Origin of the sequence: Nocardioides yefusunii, from assembly GCF_004014875.1 — a bacterium.
GTDB classification, from domain to species: domain Bacteria; phylum Actinomycetota; class Actinomycetes; order Propionibacteriales; family Nocardioidaceae; genus Nocardioides; species Nocardioides yefusunii.
On record NZ_CP034929.1, the window covers coordinates 1002990 to 1025064 of the forward strand.

The 22075-nt window shown below is 70.5% G+C and carries 18 protein-coding genes; 12 read left to right on the forward strand and 6 right to left on the reverse strand.

What is annotated here, in order from left to right:
• Nucleotides 1–47: 47 nt before the first annotated feature.
• A complete protein-coding gene (locus EOV43_RS04460; protein ID WP_417626680.1) occupies nt 48–1457 on the reverse strand; it encodes a DEAD/DEAH box helicase in 1410 nt (469 codons plus the stop codon).
• 241 nt (nt 1458–1698) lie between these two features.
• Between EOV43_RS04460 and EOV43_RS04465 the strand changes: the two genes are divergently transcribed.
• Complete coding sequence (locus EOV43_RS04465) at nt 1699–2400, forward strand: ferritin-like fold-containing protein (RefSeq protein ID WP_128219870.1); 702 nt, start codon at nt 1699–1701, stop codon at nt 2398–2400.
• Between the two features lie 110 nt (nt 2401–2510).
• Here the strand turns inward: EOV43_RS04465 and EOV43_RS04470 are convergent, their stop codons facing one another.
• Together EOV43_RS04470 and EOV43_RS04475 are read right to left on the reverse strand one after the other, a co-directional pair.
• Nucleotides 2511–2726, reverse strand: a complete 216-nt coding sequence (locus EOV43_RS04470; RefSeq protein ID WP_128219871.1) for a DUF3107 domain-containing protein — start codon at nt 2724–2726, stop codon at nt 2511–2513.
• Between the two features lie 115 nt (nt 2727–2841).
• Nucleotides 2842–3483, reverse strand: coding sequence for a TetR/AcrR family transcriptional regulator (locus EOV43_RS04475; protein ID WP_465263384.1), 642 nt, complete (start codon nt 3481–3483; stop codon nt 2842–2844).
• Between the two features lie 201 nt (nt 3484–3684).
• On the opposite strand from EOV43_RS04475, the gene moeZ reads away from it, so the two are divergent.
• The 6 genes from moeZ (at nt 3685) to EOV43_RS04505 (ending at nt 14282) form a co-directional block, all read left to right on the forward strand.
• Entirely contained in the window at nt 3685–4884 is a 1200-nt protein-coding gene (gene moeZ / locus EOV43_RS04480) for an adenylyltransferase/sulfurtransferase MoeZ (RefSeq protein ID WP_128219872.1), read from the forward strand.
• Nucleotides 4885–5086: 202 nt separating this feature from the next.
• Nucleotides 5087–5755: a lysophospholipid acyltransferase family protein gene (locus tag EOV43_RS04485; RefSeq protein WP_128219873.1), complete on the forward strand. Its 669-nt coding sequence runs from the start codon at nt 5087–5089 to the stop codon at nt 5753–5755.
• Between the two features lie 76 nt (nt 5756–5831).
• A complete protein-coding gene (locus tag EOV43_RS04490) occupies nt 5832–9152 on the forward strand; it encodes an ATP-dependent helicase (RefSeq protein WP_128219874.1) in 3321 nt (1106 codons plus the stop codon).
• Nucleotides 9149–12580: an ATP-dependent DNA helicase gene (locus EOV43_RS04495; protein ID WP_239022230.1), complete on the forward strand. Its 3432-nt coding sequence runs from the start codon at nt 9149–9151 to the stop codon at nt 12578–12580. Before EOV43_RS04490 ends, EOV43_RS04495 begins: the two co-directional genes overlap by 4 nt.
• Nucleotides 12577–13560: an NAD(+) diphosphatase gene (gene nudC / locus EOV43_RS04500; RefSeq protein ID WP_239022231.1), complete on the forward strand. Its 984-nt coding sequence runs from the start codon at nt 12577–12579 to the stop codon at nt 13558–13560. The genes EOV43_RS04495 and nudC overlap by 4 nt, the downstream gene beginning before the upstream one ends.
• Nucleotides 13561–13595: 35 nt before the next feature.
• On the forward strand, nt 13596–14282 hold the full coding sequence (locus EOV43_RS04505; protein WP_128219875.1) for a hypothetical protein: 687 nt from the start codon (nt 13596–13598) through the stop codon (nt 14280–14282).
• 33 nt (nt 14283–14315) lie between these two features.
• Here EOV43_RS04505 and EOV43_RS04510 read toward each other — a convergent pair whose 3' ends face one another.
• On the reverse strand, nt 14316–14570 hold the full coding sequence (locus tag EOV43_RS04510; protein ID WP_128219876.1) for a mycoredoxin: 255 nt from the start codon (nt 14568–14570) through the stop codon (nt 14316–14318).
• A gap of 134 nt (nt 14571–14704) precedes the next feature.
• On the opposite strand from EOV43_RS04510, the gene EOV43_RS04515 reads away from it, so the two are divergent.
• The 3 genes from EOV43_RS04515 (at nt 14705) to EOV43_RS04525 (ending at nt 18685) form a co-directional block, all read left to right on the forward strand.
• Nucleotides 14705–15247, forward strand: coding sequence for a hypothetical protein (locus EOV43_RS04515; protein ID WP_128219877.1), 543 nt, complete (start codon nt 14705–14707; stop codon nt 15245–15247).
• 24 nt (nt 15248–15271) lie between these two features.
• Nucleotides 15272–16528, forward strand: a complete 1257-nt coding sequence (locus tag EOV43_RS04520) for an MFS transporter (RefSeq protein WP_128219878.1) — start codon at nt 15272–15274, stop codon at nt 16526–16528.
• 111 nt (nt 16529–16639) lie between these two features.
• Nucleotides 16640–18685, forward strand: coding sequence for an ATP-dependent DNA helicase UvrD2 (locus tag EOV43_RS04525; RefSeq protein ID WP_128219879.1), 2046 nt, complete (start codon nt 16640–16642; stop codon nt 18683–18685).
• 8 nt (nt 18686–18693) lie between these two features.
• Here the strand turns inward: EOV43_RS04525 and EOV43_RS04530 are convergent, their stop codons facing one another.
• Nucleotides 18694–19593 carry a hypothetical protein gene (locus EOV43_RS04530; protein ID WP_128219880.1) on the reverse strand — a complete coding sequence of 300 codons (900 nt, stop codon included), beginning with the start codon at nt 19591–19593 and terminating at the stop codon, nt 18694–18696.
• 176 nt (nt 19594–19769) lie between these two features.
• Nucleotides 19770–19928: a DUF5679 domain-containing protein gene (locus EOV43_RS15335; protein WP_164878721.1), complete on the reverse strand. Its 159-nt coding sequence runs from the start codon at nt 19926–19928 to the stop codon at nt 19770–19772.
• Between the two features lie 192 nt (nt 19929–20120).
• Between EOV43_RS15335 and EOV43_RS04535 the strand changes: the two genes are divergently transcribed.
• Both EOV43_RS04535 and EOV43_RS04540 read left to right on the forward strand, forming a co-directional pair.
• On the forward strand, nt 20121–20969 hold the full coding sequence (locus tag EOV43_RS04535) for an enoyl-CoA hydratase/isomerase family protein (protein WP_128219881.1): 849 nt from the start codon (nt 20121–20123) through the stop codon (nt 20967–20969).
• Between the two features lie 6 nt (nt 20970–20975).
• Nucleotides 20976–22037, forward strand: coding sequence for a PHP domain-containing protein (locus EOV43_RS04540; RefSeq protein ID WP_128219882.1), 1062 nt, complete (start codon nt 20976–20978; stop codon nt 22035–22037).
• Nucleotides 22038–22075 lie beyond the last annotated feature (38 nt).

A 22075-nucleotide genomic window follows, 5' to 3' on the forward strand; every position in this document is an offset into this window, starting at 1 on the left:
TCAGGTGGTGCGGGTCAGAGGACCCACGTCATCCTCGGGCGTCAGCCTCAGGCGTCGGATCCGGCGGGAGCCGCGGAATCGCCACCACCCTGACCACCGGAGCGACGACGGCGACGACGACGGGGACGGTCCGACTTCTCGGCGTCACCGGCGGGAGCGTCACCGGCGGGAGCCTCACCGGTCGGAGCCTCGGCTGCGGCGGGCTTCTCGGCGACAGCAGCGGCGTCGCCCTCGACCTTCTGGCCGTTGCGGGTGCGGGTGCGCTGGCGGTCGGTGGAACGGGTGCGCGTACGGTCACGCTCGCGCTCGGGGCGCTCCTTCTTCTCCACCGGGGCGGGCGGGACGATGCGGCCCTTGGTGCCCGGAGCGATGCCCTGCTCGGTGAACAGGTGCTCGGAGGAGGAGTAGGTCTCGACCGGCTCGTCGAACGGCAGGTCGAGGGTCTTGTTGATGACCTTCCAGCGGGTCACGTCGGCCCAGTCGACCAGCGTGATCGCGATGCCCGACGCGCCGGCGCGACCGGTGCGGCCGATGCGGTGCACGTAGGTCTTGTCGTCCTCGGGGCAGGTGTAGTTGACGACGTGGCTGACGCCGCGCACGTCGATGCCGCGGGCGGCGACGTCGGTGGCGACCAGGACCTGCAGCTTGTCCTCACGGAACTTGGTCAGGGCCTTCTCACGGGCGATCTGGGCCATGTCACCGTGCAGCGGGGCAGCCTTGAAGCCACGCTCGACGAGGTCGTCGGCGACGCGCTGGGCCTGACGCTTGGTGCGGGTGAAGACGACCATCTTCTCGATGGTCTCCGACTGCAGGATGCGGCCGATGATCTCGGGCTTGTCGAGGTCGTGGGCCTGGTACACGAACTGCGCGGTCGCCGGGACGGTCGCGTTCTCGTAGGAGGACTCCGCGCGGATGTTCATCGGCTGACGCATGTGGGTGCGGGCCAGCGCGACGATCGCCGACGGCATGGTGGCCGAGAACAGCATCGTCTGGCGGGTGTCGGGGGTGAGGGAGAGCAGACGCTCGACGTCGGGCAGGAAGCCCAGGTCGAGCATCTCGTCGGCCTCGTCCAGGACGAGGGCGTGGACGTGGCCCAGGTCGAGGACCTTGCGGTTGGCGAGGTCAATCAGGCGACCCGGGGTACCGACGACGACGTCGACACCGGACTCGAGTGCATCGACCTGGGTGTCGTAGCCGACACCGCCGTAGACGGTGAGGATGCGCAGGCCGCGGTCCTTGGAAGCGACCTGGAGGTCGGAGGAGACCTGGATCGCGAGCTCGCGGGTCGGAGCGACGATGAGCGCCTGGGGCTTGCCCTGGGCCACGTCGGCGTAGGCCGCGTCCTTGGTCGGGGTCGAGCGCTGCAGGACCGGGATGCCGAAGGCCAGCGTCTTGCCGGTACCGGTGCGGGCCTGGCCGATGAGGTCGGTACCGCCCAGAGCGACCGAGAGGGTCATCTCCTGGATGGCGAACGGAGTGGTGATGCCTGCGCGCTCGAGCGAGTCGCAGATCTCGGGATGAACCCCGAGGTCACGGAAGGTGGTCACGCGTATGTCGCTTTCTGAAGTTCGTCTCGCACATGCGGCTGACTCGAACTGCGGTCTGCCGCGCACATGCTCGCGGGCGGTGCTCCGGCCCGCGGATCTGGCGCGCTGGGCGCGCACGGATTGTCTCCCACTGTATCGCTAGCCTGACGCCATGACTGAAACTCCCACAGGCGCGCCGCAGGGCGCTCTCGCCGACCCTGCATACGTCATGGCCGCCGTCGACCTGTTGGGTGCTGTCGCCTACGGAGAACTGGCTGCCTTCGAGCGTCTGGCCGACGACGCCAAACTGGCCCCGACGTTGGCCGACCGGGTCGCATTGTCGGGGATGGCGGCGGGCGAGTTCTCCCACGTCCAGCTGCTCACCGCCCGGATCGAGGCGCTCGGCGCCGACCCCTACGCGGCGATGGAACCCTTCCGTGCTCCGTTGGAGAACTTCCATGCCCGGACCCAGCCGTCGGACTGGTTCGAGGGGCTCGTCAAGGCGTACGTGGGCGACGGAATGGCCGCGGACTTCTACCGTGAGGTGGCCGCCTACCTCGACGCCGAGACCCGGGAGACCGTCACCGCGTCGCTGGCCGACACCGGCCGCTCGGCGTTCGTCGTCGACCGGGTCCGGGGCGCGATCGCCGAGGACCACCGCCTCGGCGGTCGGCTCGCGCTGTGGGGGCGTCGGATCATGGGAGAAGCGCTCGTGCAGGCCCAGACGGTGGCCGCCGAACGCGAGGCGATGACGGCGCTGCTCGCCGGGGGAGTGGACCGACCTGGTCTGGACCTGGCGGCCGTGGGCCGCATGTTCGCCCGGCTCACTGAGCGGCACGCGGACCGGATGGCGGAGCTCGGCCTCGACGCCTGAGAGTCGTCCGGGCCACCTGCCCCAGCATCAGTGAAATGCAGGACGGCGCCCGCCCCACGAGGGGACGGGCGCCGTTCTGCGTCCCACCCGGGTGGGACGTCAGCTGCGGATCAGCGGAAGCCGACCGTGCCCTGGGCCTGGCGACCCATCTCCACGTAGGAGATGCGCTCACCGGCGATGAGGACGCGACGGCCCTTGGCCTCGGAGAGGTCCAGGACGCCGCCTGCGATCGCCTTGGTCACCAGGGCCTCGATCTCCTCCTGGGTCGCGTCCACGTCGACGACGATTTCGCGCGGGGCGTTGTGCACGCCGATCTTGACCTCCATCGAGGCCTCCTTCTGAAGAAGTGGTGCGGATCTTGTCTGCTGCGGCCAATTCTGGCCGACGGGTGGTGGCGGCGTCAGTGTCGCCGCCGAGATGAGACCTCCGAGGGTGGAGTTCTCAGGCCTCCTTGGTGGGGTAACCGCCGATTCCACGCCAGGCGAGCGCGGCGACCAGGGCACCGGCGTCCGCCTGGGAGATCGTGCCGTTGGCCCCGGAGCCGGAGAGCCAGAAACGGGCGCTGACCTGGCCCATGCCGACCAGTCCGACGGCGAGCAGGAGCGCGGCCTCGCGGGGAAGGCCGGTGTCCTGGGCGATCACGTCGGCGATCGCGTCCGCGCACTGGTCGGTGACGCGGTCCACACGCTCCTTGACCGCCGGTTCGTTGGTCAGGTCGGACTCGAAGACCAGGCGGAACGCACCGGACTCGTTGGCGACGTACTCGTAGAACGCGGCGATCGCGGCGCCCACGCGCTGCTTGTTGTCGTTGGTGCTGGCCAGCGCGGCACGGATCGCGCCGACGACGCTCTCGCAGGACTGGTCCAGGAGCGCGATGTACAGCTCGAGCTTGCCGGGGAAGTGCTGGTACAGGACCGGCTTGGAGACACCGGCACGGTCGGCGATGTCGTCCATGGCGGCCGAGTGGTAGCCGTGGGCGACGAAGACCTCGAGGGCAGAGGTGAGCAGTTGGGCACGGCGCTCACGTCGCGGCATCCGAGCTCCCCGGGGGCGGGGATCGACGTCGTGGCGTGCAGTTGTCACGGGGGTCCTCCTAGATCGTGGGTCGAATGCTATCGGGCGACGGCGATCCGGCGTCAGTTCGACCCGTGGCGCGGCCCGGTTCGGTCCAGCGACGAGGCAGCGGGAAGAATGGCGTCCGTCCGGGCGTTGGAGCCCGTGAGGTGGCCCGCCCTGTGTACTCCGGGCCGCCGACAGAGACGAACAGACCACTGAGGAGTGATCGTGTCCATCCAGCCGCTGGTCGAGCCGGCAGCCGAGCTGACCGTCGACGAGGTCCGTCGCTACAGCCGACACCTGATCATCCCCGACGTCGGAATGACCGGACAGAAGCGCCTCAAGAACGCCAAGGTGCTGGTCATCGGTGCCGGTGGCCTGGGTTCGCCCGCGCTGCTCTACCTGGCCGCCGCCGGCGTCGGAACGATCGGCATCGTCGAGTTCGACGAGGTCGACGAGTCCAACCTGCAGCGCCAGGTCATCCACGGCCAGTCCGACATCGGCCGTCCCAAGGCAGTCTCCGCGCAGGAGTCCATCGCCGAGATCAACCCGCTCGTCAACGTCGTGGTGCACAACGAGCGCCTCGACAACGACAACGTGAAGGACATCTTCGCCGGCTACGACCTGATCGTCGACGGCACCGACAACTTCGCGACGCGCTACATGGTCAACGACGCCGCGTTCTTCCTGGGCATCCCGTACGTGTGGGGCTCGATCTACCGTTTCGACGGCCAGGCGTCGGTCTTCGCGCCGACCCTCGTCGACGACGCTCCCTGCTACCGCTGCCTCTACCCCGAGCCGCCGCCGCCGGGCATGGTCCCCTCCTGCGCCGAGGGCGGCGTCCTGGGTGTCCTGTGCGCCTCCATCGGTTCGATCCAGTCGACCGAGGCCATCAAGCTGCTCACCGGTGCCGGCGAGCCGCTCATCGGCAAGCTGATGACCTACGACGCGCTGGAGATGGAGTACCGCAAGCTGCGCATGCGCAAGGACCCCAACTGCGCGCTCTGCGGTGAGAACCCCACCGTCACCGACCTCATCGACTACGACACCTTCTGCGGTGCCATCTCCGACGAGGCCGCCGACGCCGCCGCCGACGCCACCATCTCGGTGCGTCAGCTCGAGACCATGATGGCCGAGCGCGAGGAGGGCACCCGCGACTTCGTCCTCGTCGACGTGCGCGAGCCCAACGAGCGTGAGATCAACCTGATCCCGGGCTCGGTGCTGATCACCCGCGGTGACTTCCTCAACGGCCAGGCGCTCGAGCAGCTCCCGTCCGACAAGCAGGTGGTCCTGTACTGCAAGACCGGCATCCGTTCGGCCGAGTGCCTCGCGATCGTGAAGGGCGCCGGTTTCTCCGACGCCGTCCACGTCGGTGGCGGCGCGGCCGCCTGGGTCAACGTCATCGACCCGTCCCAGCCGGTCTACTGATCCGGTAGCAGGACGCTCGACCGGGACGAGGGCGGCGTGGCGGGAGACCGCTGTGCCGCCCTCGTGCCGTTGAGCCGGGAGTCCGCGTCGGCGGTCGGTGTCGGTGGTGCACGTCGCAGCGTCGCTCTGACAGGGCCGCGCAGTACTGGCCAGTACGCGTCGGGTGTGCGCCCGCGAGTCGCCTGCGACCACAATGACGCCCATGCTCTACGAGGTCCTCCAGCGCGTCGTCCCGCCCACCGCCCGCGCGCTCTGGCGGCCCACGGTGGAGGGCCTGGAGAACGTCCCCGCGACCGGACCGGTGATCCTGGCCAGCAACCACCTCAGCTTCATCGACTCCGTCGTGATCCCGGTCCTGGTGCCCCGCAAGGTCGTCTTCATCGCCAAGTCCGACTACTTCACCGGCACCGGCCTCAAGGGCAAGCTCTCCAAGGTCTGGTTCGAGTCCCTCGGCATGCTCCCGGTCGACCGTGACGACGCCCAGGCCGCCCTCGACAGCCTCGACACCGCACTCGAGGTACTCGGCCGTGGCGAGGCGTTCGGCATCTACCCCGAGGGGACCCGCAGCCGCGACGGCCTGCTGTACCGCGGTCGGACCGGTGTCGCCCATCTGGCGCTGACCGCCGGTGTCCCGGTGGTGCCGGTCGGTCTCCAGGGCACTCCCGACGTCCAGCCGGTCGGTGCGAAGCTGCCGCGTCTGGCCAAGGTGACGGTTCGCTTCGGTGAGCCGCTCGACTTCTCCGACGCCGTCCAGGGACGTCCGTTGGGCAAGGTCCGCCGCGAGGTCACCGACACGATCATGGCCCGCATCCGCGACCTCAGCGGTCAGGAGGAGGCCGGCGTCTACAACGAGCGCCAGCCCGACGCCTGATCCCCGGGTTCGTCATGAGGTGAGCCGCCGCGGCCCGGACGGGGAAACTGTCGGTGCGGTGTGGTGGCATGTGCCCATGACCAGCCCGATCCGTCTGCTCCGTCGTCCGCCGAACCAGGTCGTCGTCCCGACACTGGACGCCGCGCAGCGTGCCGTGGTCGAGCACGGGGACGGGCCGTTGCTGGTCCTGGCGGGGCCGGGGACGGGCAAGACGACGACGCTGGTCGAGGCCGTCGTCGACCGGATCGAGAACCGTGGCGCCGACCCGTCACAGGTGCTCGCCCTGACGTTCTCCCGCAAGGCCGCCCAGCAGCTTCGCGACCGGATCACCGCGCGCCTGGGCCGCACGGTCGCGAGCCCGGTCTCGATGACCTTCCATTCGTTCGCGCACGCCCTGATGCGTCGGTACACGCCCGACGAGCTCTACGGCACCGCGTTGCGTCTGCTCAGCGCACCCGAGGCCGACGTGGTCATGCACGAGGTGCTCACCGAGATGCGCGACGAGCTGCCGTGGCCCGAGTCGTTGGGCGAGGCAGTCAACACGCGTGGTTTCGCGGCCGAGGTCGCCACCGTCATCTCCCGTGCCCGCGAGCACGGTGCCGACGAGGAACAACTGATCGCGATCGGTCGGGCTCACCCTGACGCCCCCGAACTCCTCGCGGCCGGACTGTTCCTGCAGAACTACCTCCTGCACCTCGACTACCGCGCCGCCACCGACTACGCCGACCTGGTGCGTCGTGCCGTGATCGAGGCGACCGCCCACTCGGCCGAACTGCGCGAGGAGTTCCGGTACGTCTTCGTCGACGAGTACCAGGACACCGACCCCGGTCAGGTGCAGCTGCTCAAGGCGATCGCCGGAGGCGGCGGCAACCTGGTGGTCGTCGGTGACCCCAACCAGTCGATCTACGGCTTCCGTGGCGCCGAGGTCCGCGGCATCCTCGAGTTCCCGCAGACCTTCCACACCCGCGACGGCGCCGACGCCCCGGTGGTCGTCCTCGACACCACCCGACGCTTCGGGACCACGCTGCTGCAGGCCGCCACCCGGGTGGCGGGCAACCTGCCGCTCAACGGTGCCATCCCAGCCCAGGCCCGCGACCTCTTCCTGCACCCGCGTGCGGCCGAAGGGACCGCCACGGGACGCGTCGAGGTCTTCACCTACGACACCGAACGTGCCGAGGCCGAACGCCTCGCCGACCTGCTGCGCCGCGCCCACCTCGACGACGGGGTGGCCTGGAACGACATGGCCGTCCTGGTCCGCACCGGATCGAGCACCCTCCCGGCACTGCGCCGGATGCTCTCCAACGCCGGCGTCCCGGTGGAGACCGCCACCGACGAGATCCCGCTCGCCCAGGAACCAGCCGTGCGTCCGCTGATGTGGGCACTGGAACTCCTGGTCAGTGCCGAGGAGCAGCGTCGGGCCCGTCGTCGTGCCGACGAAGGTCTGGAACTCTCCGACTTCCAGCAGCGTGCCCTGGAGTGGAGCCCCACCCCGACCACCGCCCACGACCTCCTGACCTCGCCGCTGGTGCTGCTGCGTGCCACTGAGCTGCGCTCGGTCAGCCGGGTGCTGCGTCAGCGCGAGGTCGCCGCTGCCGCTGCCGAGGAACGTCCTGCGCTCTCCTCGGGAGAACTGCTCGCCCGGGCCCTCGTCACCGACGACGGTTTCGAAGGCGTCCCCGAGGACGTCGGCGGCCGGGCCGTCGCGTTCAAGCAACTCCTCGACGAGACCCGCGACCTGATGCGTCAGGGCAAGGAGGTCGAAGAGCTGCTCTGGCACCTCTGGGAGGGCGTCGCCTGGCGCGACCGGCTCCGGGCAGCCGTGCTCCGTGGCGGCACCAGCGCTCCCAAGGCCCACCGTGACCTCGATGCCCTGTGCGCCCTCTTCGACACCGCAGCACGTCTGGAGGAACCCCGCCTACGCACCGACGTGCGCGGCTTCCTCGCCTTCGTCGGTTCCCAGGCCCTGCCGGCCGACAGCCTCGCCGACAAGGGTGTGCGCACCGAAGCGGTCACCCTCACCACCGCACACCGTTCCAAGGGCCTGGAGTGGCCGATGGTGGTGGTCGCCCACGTCCAGGAGGACGACTGGCCCGACCTGCGTCGCCGCGCCACGCTCCTGGGTGCTGACCGACTCGGTTCGGAGCAGTACGGCCACCTGCAGCTCGTCGGGGACGCCTCGCGAGCCGCGATGTTGGCCGAGGAACGTCGCCTCTTCTTCGTGGCCTGCACCCGTGCCAAGGAGCGCCTCGTCATCACCGCCGTCGCCTCGAACGCCGAGGACGGCGAGATGCCGTCCCGGTTCGTCGACGAGGTCTGCACGACGCCGCAGCAGGAGAAGGACGGGCACGAGCCGGTACGGGTCGTGCACGAGCAGGGCCGACCGCTGCGCCCGCTCAGTCTGGCCGGAGTCGTGGCCGACCTGCGTCGCACTGTGGCCGACCCCGAGGTCGACGAGGCCTTGCGTGACGCAGCGGCGAAGCGGCTGGCGTTGCTCGCCGCCGAGGAGATCGAGGGTCGACCGCTGGTCCCGGCCGCCGACCCGACCCGCTGGTGGGGCACCGCCGGCACCACCCTGGCCGCGACCCCGGTCCGGCCCGCCGACCGCCCGGTGAAGTTGTCGGCCTCCACCGTCCAGGCGATCGCCGAGTGCCCGGCGAAGTGGTTCCTCGAGCGCGAGGCCGGCGGATCGTCGTTCTCCGGCCAGAGCGCCGCCTTCGGCAACGTGGTCCACAAGATCGCCGAGCACGTCACCGACCCGGAGGTCGGCGAGGCCTCCCTGGACGAGCTGATGGCGCTCCTCGACACGGTCTGGGACCAGCTGCCGTTCCGCACCCCGTGGTCGCGGGAGAAGGAACGCGAGGAGGCCCGCAAGGCCGTCGAACGGTTCCTCAACCACCACAACGCCTCCACCCGCACGGTGCTGGGCACCGAGGTGGCGTTCAACTTCACCTCGACCCTGCCCGACGGGCAGCAGGTCCAGCTGCGCGGCTTCGCCGACCGTCTCGAACTGGACGCGCAGGGACGGGTGGTCGTCGTCGACCTCAAGACCGGCAAGTACCCGCCGAGCGACAAGTCGTTGGTGGAGAACCCCCAGCTCGGCATCTACCAGTACGCCGTCGAACAGGGCGGCTTCTCCGATCACGTCGCACCCGGCAGTCTCTCCGGCGGTGCGGAGCTGTGGCAGCTGCGGGCCTCGAAGAAGGACGTCCCCAAGGTCCAGGCCCAGGCGAAGCAGGAGCCGGACCCCGAGGGCTGGGTGCTCGCCGAGCGCCAGCTCGCCGAGACCGCGCAGACCATCCGGGCCGAGGACTTCGCCGCCGTCCCGGGGTCGCACTGCGACTTCTGCACCTTCCGTTCGCTCTGCCCCGCCCGCACCACCTCCGGAGTGATCTCGTGACCACGCCCGCCCAGACCACGCCCGCCCAGACCGCGTCCAGCACGACGTCGCAGCCGCTGCGGATCGCCACCCCCGCCGACCTGCGCGCCGTCACCGGTGCCTCGTTCACCGTCTCCGACCAGCAGTGGGAGGCGATCTCCGCGCCGCCGCAGCCCGGCGTCGTCATCGCCGGCGCCGGTTCGGGCAAGACCGAGCTGATGTCGGCACGCGTCATCTTCCTGGTCGCCAACGGTTTCGTGGCCGCGGACGAGGTGCTCGGCCTGACGTTTACGACGAAGGCCACCGCCGAGCTCTCCCAGCGCATCCGTGGCGCCCTCGCCAACGCCGGTCTCGACCGCGCGCCGATGGGGGAGGACGGCGCCCCGGGTGACCTGCTCGAGCCCACCGTCTCCACCTACAACGCCTATGCCGCGTCCCTCCTGAGTGAGCACGGGCTGCGGATCGGGCACGAGCCCGGCGTCCGGGTGATGGGCGACGCCGCCCGGTTCCAGCTCGCCCAGCGGGTGATCGCGAACCATCGCGGGGAGGTGCGCCACCTCTCCGACCACCCCGGCACCGTCATCGGGTGGCTGCTGGCCCTGGACGGCGCGATGAACGAACACCTCGTCAGCGCCGACGCTGTGCGTGCCTTCCAGAGCAACGAGCGTCCGCTCTTCGAGGCCGAACTGGCCGACCTGATCGCGGAGAAGGCCCGCAACAAGACCAAGCAGGACGCGATCCGCACCGTCCTGGAGAAGATGGACCAGCGTCGCGAACTCCTCGACCTGGTGCTCGCCTACCGTGAGGCCAAGGCGAAGTACCGGCTCATGGACTTCTCCGACCAGATCGTCGGCGCCTGCCGGGTCGCGGACGAGTTCCCCGAGGTCGCAGCGGGGGAGCGCGCCAAGTTCAAGGTCGTGCTGCTCGACGAGTACCAGGACACCTCCGTGGCCCAGGCGCTGCTGCTCTCGCGTCTCTTCAGCGGACCCGACGCCGAGCACGGACGCGGTCACGCGGTCACTGCGGTCGGTGACCCCAACCAAGCGATCTACGGCTGGCGTGGTGCGTCGGTGGCCAACATCGCCAACTTCCGTTCCCAGTTCCCGATGGCCGACGGCACCGACTCGCGTCGTTTCTCCCTCACCGTCAACCGTCGCTCCGACCGCCGCATCCTCGACGTCGCCAACGAACTCGCCGCCCCGCTGCTGGAGGAGCAGGAGGGCCTGGTCGAACCGCTGGAGTGGAAGCCCGACGCTGAGGAAGGCGTCGTGCGTTCGGTGGTGCATCGCACCCAGTCCGACGAACTCACCTGGCTGGTCGAGGAGGTCAAGGCGGCCCACACCCGGATCCGCAACGAGGCGCTGGCGCGCGTCCAGCAGGCCAAGATCGAGAAGCGGTTCGACGACGCCCGCGCGCTGGAGGCCAAGGCCGACCTGTGCTGGCGTGAGATCGGCATCCTGGTGCGCACCAACTCCGAGGGAGCCAATGCCTACGACGCCCTGAGCGCGGCCGGGGTCCCGGTCGAGATCGTGGGTCTGGGTGGACTGCTGCGGCTCCCCGAGGTGGCCCAGGTGGTGGCCACCCTCAGCCTGCTCGAGGACCTCACCGACAACGCCTCCCTGCTGACGTTGCTGGCCGGTCCGCGCTGGGAGATCGGGGTCCGTGACCTCGCCCTGCTCGGACAGCGCTCCGCCGAACTGGCCCGGGCCGAAGCCGCCCCCGAGGGCGCGCAGAGCATCGCCGCCGAACTCTCCGACGCCGTTGCCGGAGCCGACCCCACCGAGATGGCCTCGCTCAACGAGGCACTGGCCTCGCCCGGGGACCTGCCCTACTCGCCGCAGGCGAAGGAGCGCTTCGCCCGGCTCGCTGCCGAACTGGAGCACCTGCGCTCGTTCGTGGGCGACCCGCTCCTCGACCTGATGCGCCGGATCATGGACGTCACCGGTCTTGACACCGAACTGGCCGCCTCCACCTCACCGGCAGCCGAGGCGCGTCGCGAGAACCTCGACCTCTTCCTCAAGGCGGTGGCTGACTTCCAGGCTGTCGACGGCACCGTCACCCTGCCTGCCCTCAACGCCTGGCTGGAGGTCGAGGACGCCGAGAGCGGGGGCCTGGACCTCGCCCCGCCGAGTGAGTCCGACTCGGTGAAGCTGCTCACCGTGCACCGTTCCAAGGGCTTGGAGTACGACGTCGTGTTCATGATCGGGGTCGCCGAGGAACGCTTCCCGAGCTCGCGGGCCAGGTCGCAGTGGACGGCCGTGAGCCACGAACTCCCCGCCAGACTGCGCGGCGACGCCGACAGCGTGCCGCAGTTGGAGGAACGCTCCGCCGACGGCCTGGCCCAGCTGAAGGCTGACGTCAAGGCTCACCACGCGATGGAGGAGCTCCGTCTCGGGTACGTCGCCTACACCCGGGCCCGCCACGAGTTCGTCGTCTCCAGCCACGTCTGGGGCACCCGGCAGAAGCCGCTCAAGCCGTCGTCGTACCTGCAGGTGGTCCGCGACGCCGAGAAGCGCTGGCAGGAGGCAGGAGACCCGCGCGAGCTCGCCGAGTGGTACGTCCCCGGCGAGGACGAGGAGAACCCGGTCCACGCCGAGTCGCAGCGCGTCGGCTGGCCCTCGACCGACCGCACCCGCGAACGCGAACGACGTGAGGAGGCCGCCCGGCGGGTCCTGGCCGCTGACGTCGAGGCCGCGGACGACGTCGAACGCCTGGCAGGTGTCGAGGCTCCCGACGGTGGGACCGGCGCTGAGACCGTCGCACGGTGGGACGCCGAGATCGAGCGGCTGCTGCTGGAGGAACGCACCCGCCGTCGCAGCGTGATCGAGATCGAGGTGCCGGCCTCGCTCTCCACCACCGCGGTGCAGAAGCTGCGGCAGGACCCGCAGGCCTACGCCGAGGAACTGCTGCGCCCGATGCCCAAGCCGCCCGCTCCCGCAGCCCGGTTCGGCACCGCCTTCCACGCCTGGATCGAGGCCCGGTGCGAGCAACAGATGCTGCTCGACCCCGAGGACCTCCCGGGCCGGGCCGACGCCGGCATCGTCGACGACTCCGACCTCACTGCGCTGCAGCAGGCGTTCGAGAAGAGCGTCTTCGGCACCCGCCGTCCCAGCGCCGTGGAGGCCCCGTTCTCGCTGGCCGTGGGTCCGCACGTCGTGCGAGGCCGGATCGACGCCGTCTACCAGGAGCCCGACGCCCCCGACGGGAGCACCCGCTGGCTCCTGGTCGACTGGAAGACCCACCGCAGCGAGACCGCAGACTCCTTCCAGCTCTCGGTGTACCGCCAGGCCTGGGCCGAACTGCATCGGGTGCCGCCCGAGAACGTCGACGTCGCGTTCCACTACGTCCGCTCCGGCCGGACGGTGCGTCCCACCAACCTCGCGACGCGGGAGGAACTCATCGCCATCCTGGACGGCACCCACGCCGACGGGGTTAGCCTCGAGGAGTGAGTCGTGAGGAGATGAGGTCGCTGCCGCACCTGGCGCTGTCGGTGCGCGCCCACAACCGGGAGGCGCTGCACCGCACCGACGAGGCGTGGCTCGACGAACGCTGGGCAGACCCGTCCACGCGGGTCCTGGTCCTGGCCGACGGCCGCACCGAACCCGGGCTGCGCTGGTACGCGCCCTCCGAACTCACCTCCGTCCTCGTCCTGGGAGAACGCACCGGCGAGCGCGTGCTGCTCGGGCACCGCGACGGCGTCACCCGGTTCGCGCTCCTGGTCGAACCACACGACGTACCGACGGGCACCGAGCACTGGGTGGGGCTGCGCGGGCTCTTCGGTCTGCTGGGCGGCGGAGACCCCGAAGCACAGGAACGGGCCAGTGACCTCGCCCCGTGGCTCTTCCACGCCGTCGGGATGGCGGAGTGGCGTCGCTCGACCCGGTTCTGCCCTCGCTGTGCCGGGCGCCTCGAACCGCGCTCCGCAGGACACGAACTGCTCTGCACCGGATGTGGACGCGCACAGTTCCCTCGCACCGACCCCGCAGTGATCATGAGCGTCGCGCACGGCGAGCCGGGCAGCGACCAGGAGGCGATCCTGCTGGGGCGTCAGGCCTCCTGGCCCGCCACGCAGTGGTCCACGCTGGCAGGTTTCGTGGAGCCCGGTGAGACGCTCGAGGACGCAGTACGCCGCGAGGTGATGGAGGAGACCGGCGTCCGTGTCGGTGAGGTCACCTACGTGGGTTCTCAGCCGTGGCCGCTCCCCGCGAGCCTGATGGTCGGCTACGAGGCCCGTGCCCTGAGCACCGAGATCCACGTCGACGAGGCAGAGATCGCCGACGCGCGCTGGTTCACCCGCGCCGAACTCGCTGCAGGGCTGCGTGAGGGCAGCATCGGGGTGCCCAGAAGTGTCTCGATCTCGTCTTCGTTGCTGACCAGGTGGTTCGGAGCGCCCCTGACGGGGAAGGATGTCCTGCAGCAGCGCGACTGAGCCGGCCGCCTGCGCCGCGTGAGCGAGGGGGAACGGTGGACAAGCACGCACGGTACGGCCCGCCAGCGGTCTTCACGATGTCGCGCACCGTGCTCGGCCTCTCCACCTGGGCAGTCGCCCTGCTCGTGCTGGTCGTGGGCGAGTGTTTGGGAGCGGGCTCGGAGGTGGTCGATCCGGGCAGCCAGGCCTCGGCCGTGGTGGCGTTCGCGTTGTGGGGCATCTCGTGTGCGGTGGCGATGCCTGATCCGGTCGCCCGGCAGTGCCTCGGGCTCCTCAACGCCGCTCTGGTCCTGGCGCTGGTCGCGGGCGGCTTCGTCCAGGACTTCCGGTTCGTGTGGTTGAGCCACACCGTGGGCATGACGCTCACCGAGGCCGTGATCGCTGCAGCCGCGCTGGTGTTGCTGGCTCCTCGTTCCTCGACCACGGGGTACCGCGCCTCCGGCCGGTCGGTACGGGTCCGTGGCGGCGGGTTCTCCGCCGAGGGGCGCGCCTTGGTGTGGACCCTGACCGGGATCACCTGTGCCGTGCTGGGGTTCAACGTGGGGCAGCAGTCCGGTCACCAGGTGTTCGGGCTGCTGGTGGGTTCGCTCGTCGTTGCGTCCTTGTTCCTGCTCGCTCTCGGCTGGCGTCTGGGACGTGCGCGCTCGGGCCAGCCCGTGGACTGCGTCGTGGAGGCGTTGGCAGGGCGTGACACGCAGGAGGCCGCCACCCCACAGGGGTGACGGCCTCGCGACGCTCTGCCTGGGGGAGTGACCTCAGAGCTCGCCGAGCTCGGTCAGCTTCGCCTTGACCTGCGCGACGCTGGGGTTGGTCTGTGCGGTGCCGTCGGAGTAGACGAGGGTCGGAACGGTCTGGTTGCCGTTGTTGACCTTCTCGACGATCTGGGCGGCCTCGGGGACCTGCTCGATGTCGACGATCTCGATGTCGGTGATGCCCTCGCGCTCCAGAGCGCTCTTGAGGCGGTGGCAGTAGCCGCACCACGGGGTCGAGTACATCGTGAACAGGGCCATCAGGGACTCCTCGGAACGGTTCGTGGGCGACACCGCGGCGGCGGCGTCCGACTTCTCCAACTCTACGCAGCCACCGTCTGTTCCCGACGTACCGTCGCGTGTGCCCGCCACGGTGGTGGCCACGGGAAGGATCGATGGACGACGTCCTCGCGCTGACACGGATCGTGCTCCGGGACCCGCTCACCCTCGTCGCCGGTGTCGGCGTGGCTCTCGTGATCGGTGCGGTCTGGCTCTGGCTGGTCCGGGGCCGGGGTTGGGGTCCTTGGCGTCGGGCAGCCGTCGTCCTCGGATCCGCGGCGCTCGGGACGGCGCTCGCGATCGTGCTGGTGCGCGAGGACGTCACGTTCGGGCGCCCCTGGTACTGCTTGGGCAACCCGGGGATCGCCCCGGGCACTGCAGAGGAGACCCTCAACCTGGTGCTCTACTCACCCGCGGCCTTCTTCGCCGTCCTGGCCACCCGTCGCCTGCTCGCGACGACCACGGTGTTCCTGGTGCTCGTCGTGGCCGTCGAGTGCCTCCAGAAGTGGATCGACGTCGGCACCTGCGAGGTCGGCGACATGTCCCGCAACGGTGTCGGGGCGCTGCTGGGCGCTCTGGCCGGCAGGGTGGTGCTGAGCGGTGCAGGGTGCATGCCGGGTGGTCGCACCGAGTCGGGGAGGGACGCGGGCCGGAGGTAGCGTGACGACGATCCGAGGAGGACCGTGCCCCCACACGTCACCACACCGCCCGTCACCGCGCAGCCCGTCACCGCACCACCCGGCGTCGCCACCGGGCGACGCACACCGCTGTTCCCGTTCCTGGTGGTGGCCTCGGCGCTCGTGCTGATGGCTGCCCAGGCCGCGGCCCCGACCCCGCTCTACCCGCTGTACGCCGAGCGGTGGGGGTTCGACGACTTCACCACCTCGCAGATCTTCACCGTCTACATCGCCTCCCAGAGCGTGATGCTCTTCCTCTTCGGATCGCTGAGCGACTTCGTGGGGCGCAAGCCGGTCTCGGTGATCGCGGTGGGGCTGGTGGTCGTGGCCGCCGTCGTGCTCGCCACCGCCGACAGCCTCGGCGACCTGCTCTGGGGCAGGACCCTGCAGGGCCTGGCCTCAGGACTCGGCTTCGGGACCTTGGGAGCCGCGCTCCTGGACCAGTCCCCGCCACACCGTCACCACGCCGTCGCGGTCATCAACTCCTCCGTCCCGCCGCTCGCCCAGGGCATCGGTGCCCTCGTCAGCGGTCTCGCGGTCGAGTTCCTGCCGCACCCGTTCTGGCTGGGGTACGCAGTGGTGGCGGTCCTCTCCGCGATCGTGCTGGTGGGTGTCTGGGTGATCCCCGAACGCTCCGAACGACGCCCGAAGAACCTGCGCGCGATGCTCCCGACGTTCCTGTGCCCTCCGTCGTCGCGGTCGCGGTTCGGGGTCGCGGCGTGGGCTCTGTGTGCGAGCTGGGCACTGCTCGGTCTCTACCTCGGCGTCGGGCCCACCATTGCCCGGGAACTCTTCGACGTCTCCTCCCCGTCGATGGCCGGGCTCCTGGTGCTGCTGGTCTCCGGGGCTGCTGCAGTGCTGGGTGCCACCACCTTCGGCGTCTCCGGGGAGCGGATGCTCCGGGTCGGCAGCGTCGCGCTGGTGGTCGGGGTGGCGCTGATGGTGGTCGCGGTGAGCACGGCCAGCTTCGCGCTCTTCTGCGTCGCCAGTGTCGTGGGCGGCGTCGGGTTCGGTGGCGGGTTCCAGGGTGGGGTGAAGGTGCTGATGGCCGTCACCGTGCCGTCGGAGCGCGGCGGCACGCTGTCGCTGCTCTACCTGGTCGCCTACGTCGCCTTCGGCCTCCCGACGCTCGTCGCCGGACTGGCGGTCCCGGCGCTGGGTCTGGGACCGGTGGTGGACTGCTACGCCGCACTGATCGCCCTGCTCGCGGTGGCTGGACTGGTCTCGGCACGCACGCTGCGTGCCGGCGTCGTCCACAGCTGAGGACGGCACGACTGCATCGCTGTCGGCGACCCGGACTAGGCTCGATCGAGCCCCGGGGCCCGGCTCCGGGGGCGGTACGAACCGAACAACGGTGGCAGGAGAAAGACCCGCGTGACGCCCGAAGAACTGCTCAACGCCCTCGACCCCGAGCAGCGACGCGTCGCCGAGACCCTGCGTGGCCCGGTGCGCGTCCTGGCTGGTGCCGGCACCGGCAAGACCCGCGCGATCACGCACCGGATCGCCCACGGCGTGGCGACCGGCGTCTACGCCCCCACCGAGGTCCTCGCGCTCACCTTCACCACCCGTGCAGCGGGCGAGATGCGGACCCGTCTGCGTCAGCTCGGTGCGCCCGGCGTCCAGGCCCGTACCTTCCACTCCGCCGCGCTGCGTCAGTTGCGCTGGTTCTGGCCCCGCGTCCACGGCAAGGACCTGCCGCAGCTCACCGAGTCCAAGCTCGGCATGCTCGCCCAGGCTGCCCGACGTCAACGGATCGCCCCCGACCAGGCCGTCCTGCGCGACCTCGCCTCCGAGATCGAGTGGGCCAAGGTCTCCAACGTCTCCCCGGACGCCTACGCCCTCACCGCGATCCGTCGCGGTCGCAAGGTCGCCGACCTGGAGGAGGTGACCGTCGGGCACGTCTACGAGGCCTACGAAGAGGTCAAGCGCTCCATGGGCCGGATGGACATGGAGGACGTCCTGCTCTGGAACGCCGGGATGCTCGCCGACGACGAACGCGTCGCCGCGCAGGTCCGCAGCCAGTACAAGTGGTTCGTCGTCGACGAGTTCCAGGACGTCTCCCCGCTGCAGTCTGCGTTGCTCGACCTCTGGCTCGGTGGCCGCGACGAACTCTGCGTCGTCGGCGACCCCGCCCAGACGATCTACTCCTTCGCCGGTGCCGACGCCGACCACCTGCGTCACTTCACCGCCAAGTACCCGCAGTCCACCTCGATCGAACTGGTCCGCAACTACCGATCGACGCCCGAGGTCGTGCACGCCGCCAACCTCCTGCTCGACGGCACCGTCAGCAAGGGCGTCGACCTGCGCGCCACCCAACCCTCCGGCGCCCCGATCACGGCCACCGGCTACCCCGACGAGGTCGCCGAGGCGGCCGGCGCCGCGGCCCACGTCAAGCGCCTCATCGCCGCCGGCACCCCGGCCAGCGAGATCGCTGTGCTGCTGCGCATCAACGCCCAGTCCGAGGCGTTCGAGGACGCTCTCAGTGCCAAGGGCATCCCGTACGTCGTGCGTGGAGCGGGCCGGTTCTTCGACCGTGCCGAGGTGAAGCAGGCGATCACGCTGCTGCGCGGCTCGGCGCGTTCCGGCGTTGCGGCCGACATGCTCGAGACCGTCCATGCGACCCTGGCCGGCATGGGCTGGACCTCCACCCCGCCCAGCACCCGTGGGCAGGTCCGTGACCGTTGGGAGTCGATGCAGGCCCTGGTCGACCAGGCCAACGCGTTCGCCAGCGACGTCGCCCCGGACCTGGGCGCCTTCGTCGACGACCTCGACCGCCGTGCCACCGAACAGCACGCCCCGGTCGCCGAGGGCGTCACGATCGCCACCTTGCACACCTCCAAGGGTCTGGAGTGGGACGCCGTCCTGCTGTGCGGCCTCGTGGAGGGCACCCTGCCGATCATCTACGCCAAGACCCCGCAGGAGATCGAGGAGGAGCGCCGGCTCCTCTACGTCGGCCTCACCCGAGCCCGCAAGGAACTCTTCCTCTCGTGGGCGCACGCCCGCAACCCCGGGCAGCGCGGCAACCGCAAGCGGTCCCGCTTCCTCGATGCCCTGGTGGGGGAGAGTGCAGAAGGGGCTCGCGCCGAGCGCCCGGAGAAGAAGACGGCCCGCAAGGCCCGCCACTGCCGCGAGTGCGGCAAGGCCCTGCGCACCGCGGCGGAGAAGAAGGTCGACCGCTGCGCCGACTGCCCTGCCTCCTACGACGAGGCGCTCTACGAGGCCCTGACGCTGTGGCGTCGCCAGCGCGCCGCCGACGACCAGGTGCCGCCCTACGTGGTCTTCAACAACGACACCCTCATGCTCATCGCTGAGCACCGACCCACCAGCGAGTCGGCCTTCGGTGCGGTGCAGGGCGTCGGACCGAAGAAGATCGAGCAGTACGCCGAGGACATCTTGGCGATCGTGCGCGAGTACGTCTGAGGCGGCGCTCAGCCCGCGGACCAGCTGCAGCCGCAGCGCGGGTGCTGGCTCCAGGCGCGCTGCTGGGTGCGCAGGTTGCGTTCCACCCACAGCGTCGCCGACCACGTGCGTGGCTGATGCCCCTCGGCCCACGCACGCAGGTCGTTGACGGCCGTCACCAGGGCGAACTGCAGCAGCACCGGGTCGACCTCGTCGACGTCACCGGCTCCACAGGGCAGCAGCGAACGGTCCGGGCCGGGCACCAGCACCGGGCGGTGCGGGTCGCGGTCGCGCAGGTGCATCTCGACACACTCGGGGCAGGCCGTGGCGCCGGGACTGCTGAACGGTCCGACCCGGATCCGGGCGTCCTCGACACGTAGGTGCAGCGTCGGGACGTCCTCGCCCGTGCTCCCGCCCGTGCTTGCGGCGGGGCGGCCGGCAGTGGCAGTTCCGGTCGTCTGGGGGCCGTCACCGATCTCGATCCTCAGCGTCAGGTCCGGCGTGGGGTGCTCCTCGGAGCGGCGCGTGCGCGCCCGGCGGCGCAGCACCGGCGTCAGACCTGCGGTCCGCACGGTGGCTGACACGGAGTCGGCCCACGGCTCGGGGACGTCGAGCAGCACCCGCGTGCACGAACGGGCCTCACTGAGCAGACGGTCGGTCTCGGGATCGAGGAGGACACCGGCTTCTCGCAGCGCCGCCAGCACGCCGTCGGTCCCGGGTGCCGGTGACACCCGGGCACCCCGGTCGAGCAGGTGCAGGGTGCCGCGCACCGCATTGGTGTCCGGGAGCAGCGCGCGCCGCACCGGGTCGCAGCCCACCTGGATCAGCCCGTCTGAACGGATCTGGACCCGGGTGCCGCGCCGGAGCCGGAGCAGGCGCGGGACGTCCACGTCGGCTGCAGTGCTGGAGACCTTCATCGACCCGCTCATGCGGCCCAGCGTCCCAGCGCACGGGTGGGTGCCGCTGCGGCTCTCCACAGGTTGGAAGGGCGGGACATGGACCGTGAGGGGGCGGACCGACACGGTCGGCGACGCCCATCCCTGAAATGGTCGACGGCGCCGTCCCCCGGAGGGGACGACGCCGTCGAGAAACCGCTGGGGCTGTCTCAGGCCTTGCCGAGGATGCGGTTGAGGTTGGTGCCGCAGGTCGGGCAGACGCCCTTGGCCATGCGGGTGCCCTTCTCGTTCACCTTCACCTCGCCGGTGGCCTCGCGCTTCTCCTTGCACTTCACGCAGTAGAACTCGCCGCTCCAGGTCTCCGCCATGACGGCCTCCTTGCTTGTTTCGAATGTCTCGGTCGCCGCGGGGATTCGATGAAGCCCGCCGGAATCCGGGTCTTGGGCACCCGGACTCCGTCACAGTACGCCACGCCTGAGCGCAGGCGCGCGCACAGCACCCTTTCGCGTGTCGTGTCGTTACGTCACCGTGACGAGCGCGCTGGTCGCTAGCCTCGCTGCATGACCCAGCCGCAGGCCCCTTCGTCGTCGTCCGAGGCACGTCCCGAGCCCGGACCCGAGCATCGTCCTCACCTCAGCGTGACCCGTCCCCGCGACGGTGTTGTGCTCGTGACGCTCGACAATCCTGACCAGCGCAACGCCATGAGTGACGAGATGACGGCCTCGTGGGTGGACTGCGTGGACGAACTCGTCGACGACCCCGAAGTGCGGGCCGTGGTGATCACCGGAGCGGGCACGGCGTTCTCGTCCGGGGGAGACCTCAGTTGGCTGGCCAGCGAACCGGAGGCCGGTGTCGATCGACTGCGGTCGAGGATGCTGCCCTTCTACCGGTCCTGGCTGCAGGTGCGTCGCCTCGAGGTGCCGGTGGTCGCGGCGATCAACGGGCCCGCGATCGGCGCCGGGCTCTGCTTCGCCCTGGCCTGTGACCTCAGGTTCGCCGCGCGCGGCGCGAAGATGGGCGTCCCGTTCACGCAGCTGGGTCTGCACCCCGGCATGGCCGGCACCTACCTGCTCACCGAGGCCGTCGGTGCCGCGGTGGCTCGCGACCTGTTCCTCACCGGCCGGATCATCGAGGGTGACGAAGCGCTGCGGCTGGGACTCGTCTCCCGGGTGATCGAGCCCGAACGCTTCCTCGACGAGGCACTCGACGCTGCTGCTGCGATCGCTGCGGCGGCACCGATCGCCACCAAACTGACCAAGCAGGCGCTGCGCGACGGCGGCCACGGCGACTTCGAGCACGCCCTGCAGTGGGAGGCGATGGCGCAACCGATCACGTTGGCCACCGCTGACCTGCAGGAGGGCATCGCGGCGGCCCAGCAGAAGCGTCGTCCGGTCTTCGAAGGACGCTGAAGGACGATGGGGGACGACGTGGAGACCAGCGACCTGCGCAGGTGGTGTGCCCGGCCGGAGGACGCACTGCGCCGGACAGCGTTCCTGCTCGAGCTTGCCCGCGAGGACACCTACAAGGTCCGCGCCTACCGCACGGCACTGGCCACCGTCGTCGCCACTGACGACGACGAACTCCTGCGTCGACACCGTGGCAGCACCCTCACCGAACTCCCCGGCCTCGGGGCGAGCACGGCCGGCGTCGTGGGTGACGTCCTCGACGGGCGGGTCCCGCAGCGTCTCCGACGCGCGGCGGACCTGGCCGCGGCGAGCCTCCCTGCCGGCGGCGGGTCGCTGCGGGCTGCGTTGCGGGGCGACCTGCACAGCCACACCGACGCTTCCGACGGCGGATCGTCGGTGCAGGAGATGGCCCTGGCAGCACTCGAGATCGGTCACGAGTACCTGGTGGTCACCGACCACTCGCCCTCGTTGAAGGTGGCGCACGGGCTGTCCGCGCACCGGTTGCGGACCCAGGGCGAGGAGATCGCGGCACTCACCGCGGCGCTGGCCGACACCGGTCTGTCTGTGCTGCGGGGGATCGAGGTGGACATCCTCCCCGACGGGAGCCTTGACCAGGACGAGGCGCTGCTGGCCGAACTCGACGTCCGGGTCGCGAGCGTCCACTCGCACCTGCGCAGCGACGCCGTCACGATGACCACACGGATGCTCACCGCGGTCCGCAACCCGCTCACCAATGTCCTGGGGCACTGCACCGGCCGGCTGGTCACCGGGGCGCGGGGCACCCGAGGAGAGAGCGAGTTCGACGCCGAGGCCGTCTTTGCTGCCTGCCGGGACCACGACGTCGCCGTCGAGATCAATTCTCGCCCCGAACGACGCGACCCGCCGACCCGGTTGCTGGAACTCGCCAGGGACCTCGGCTGCCTCTTCGCGATCGACTCCGACGCCCACGCGCCGGGGCAGCTGGAGCTGGTGCGCCACGGCTGCGCACGGGCCGAGGAGGCCGGGATTCCGGCCGAACGGATCGTGAACACGTGGCCGAAGCAGCAACTACTGGCGTGGTCGACGCAGTAAGGTCCGTCACATGGACAGGGGTGGGGCCGTCCGGGAGC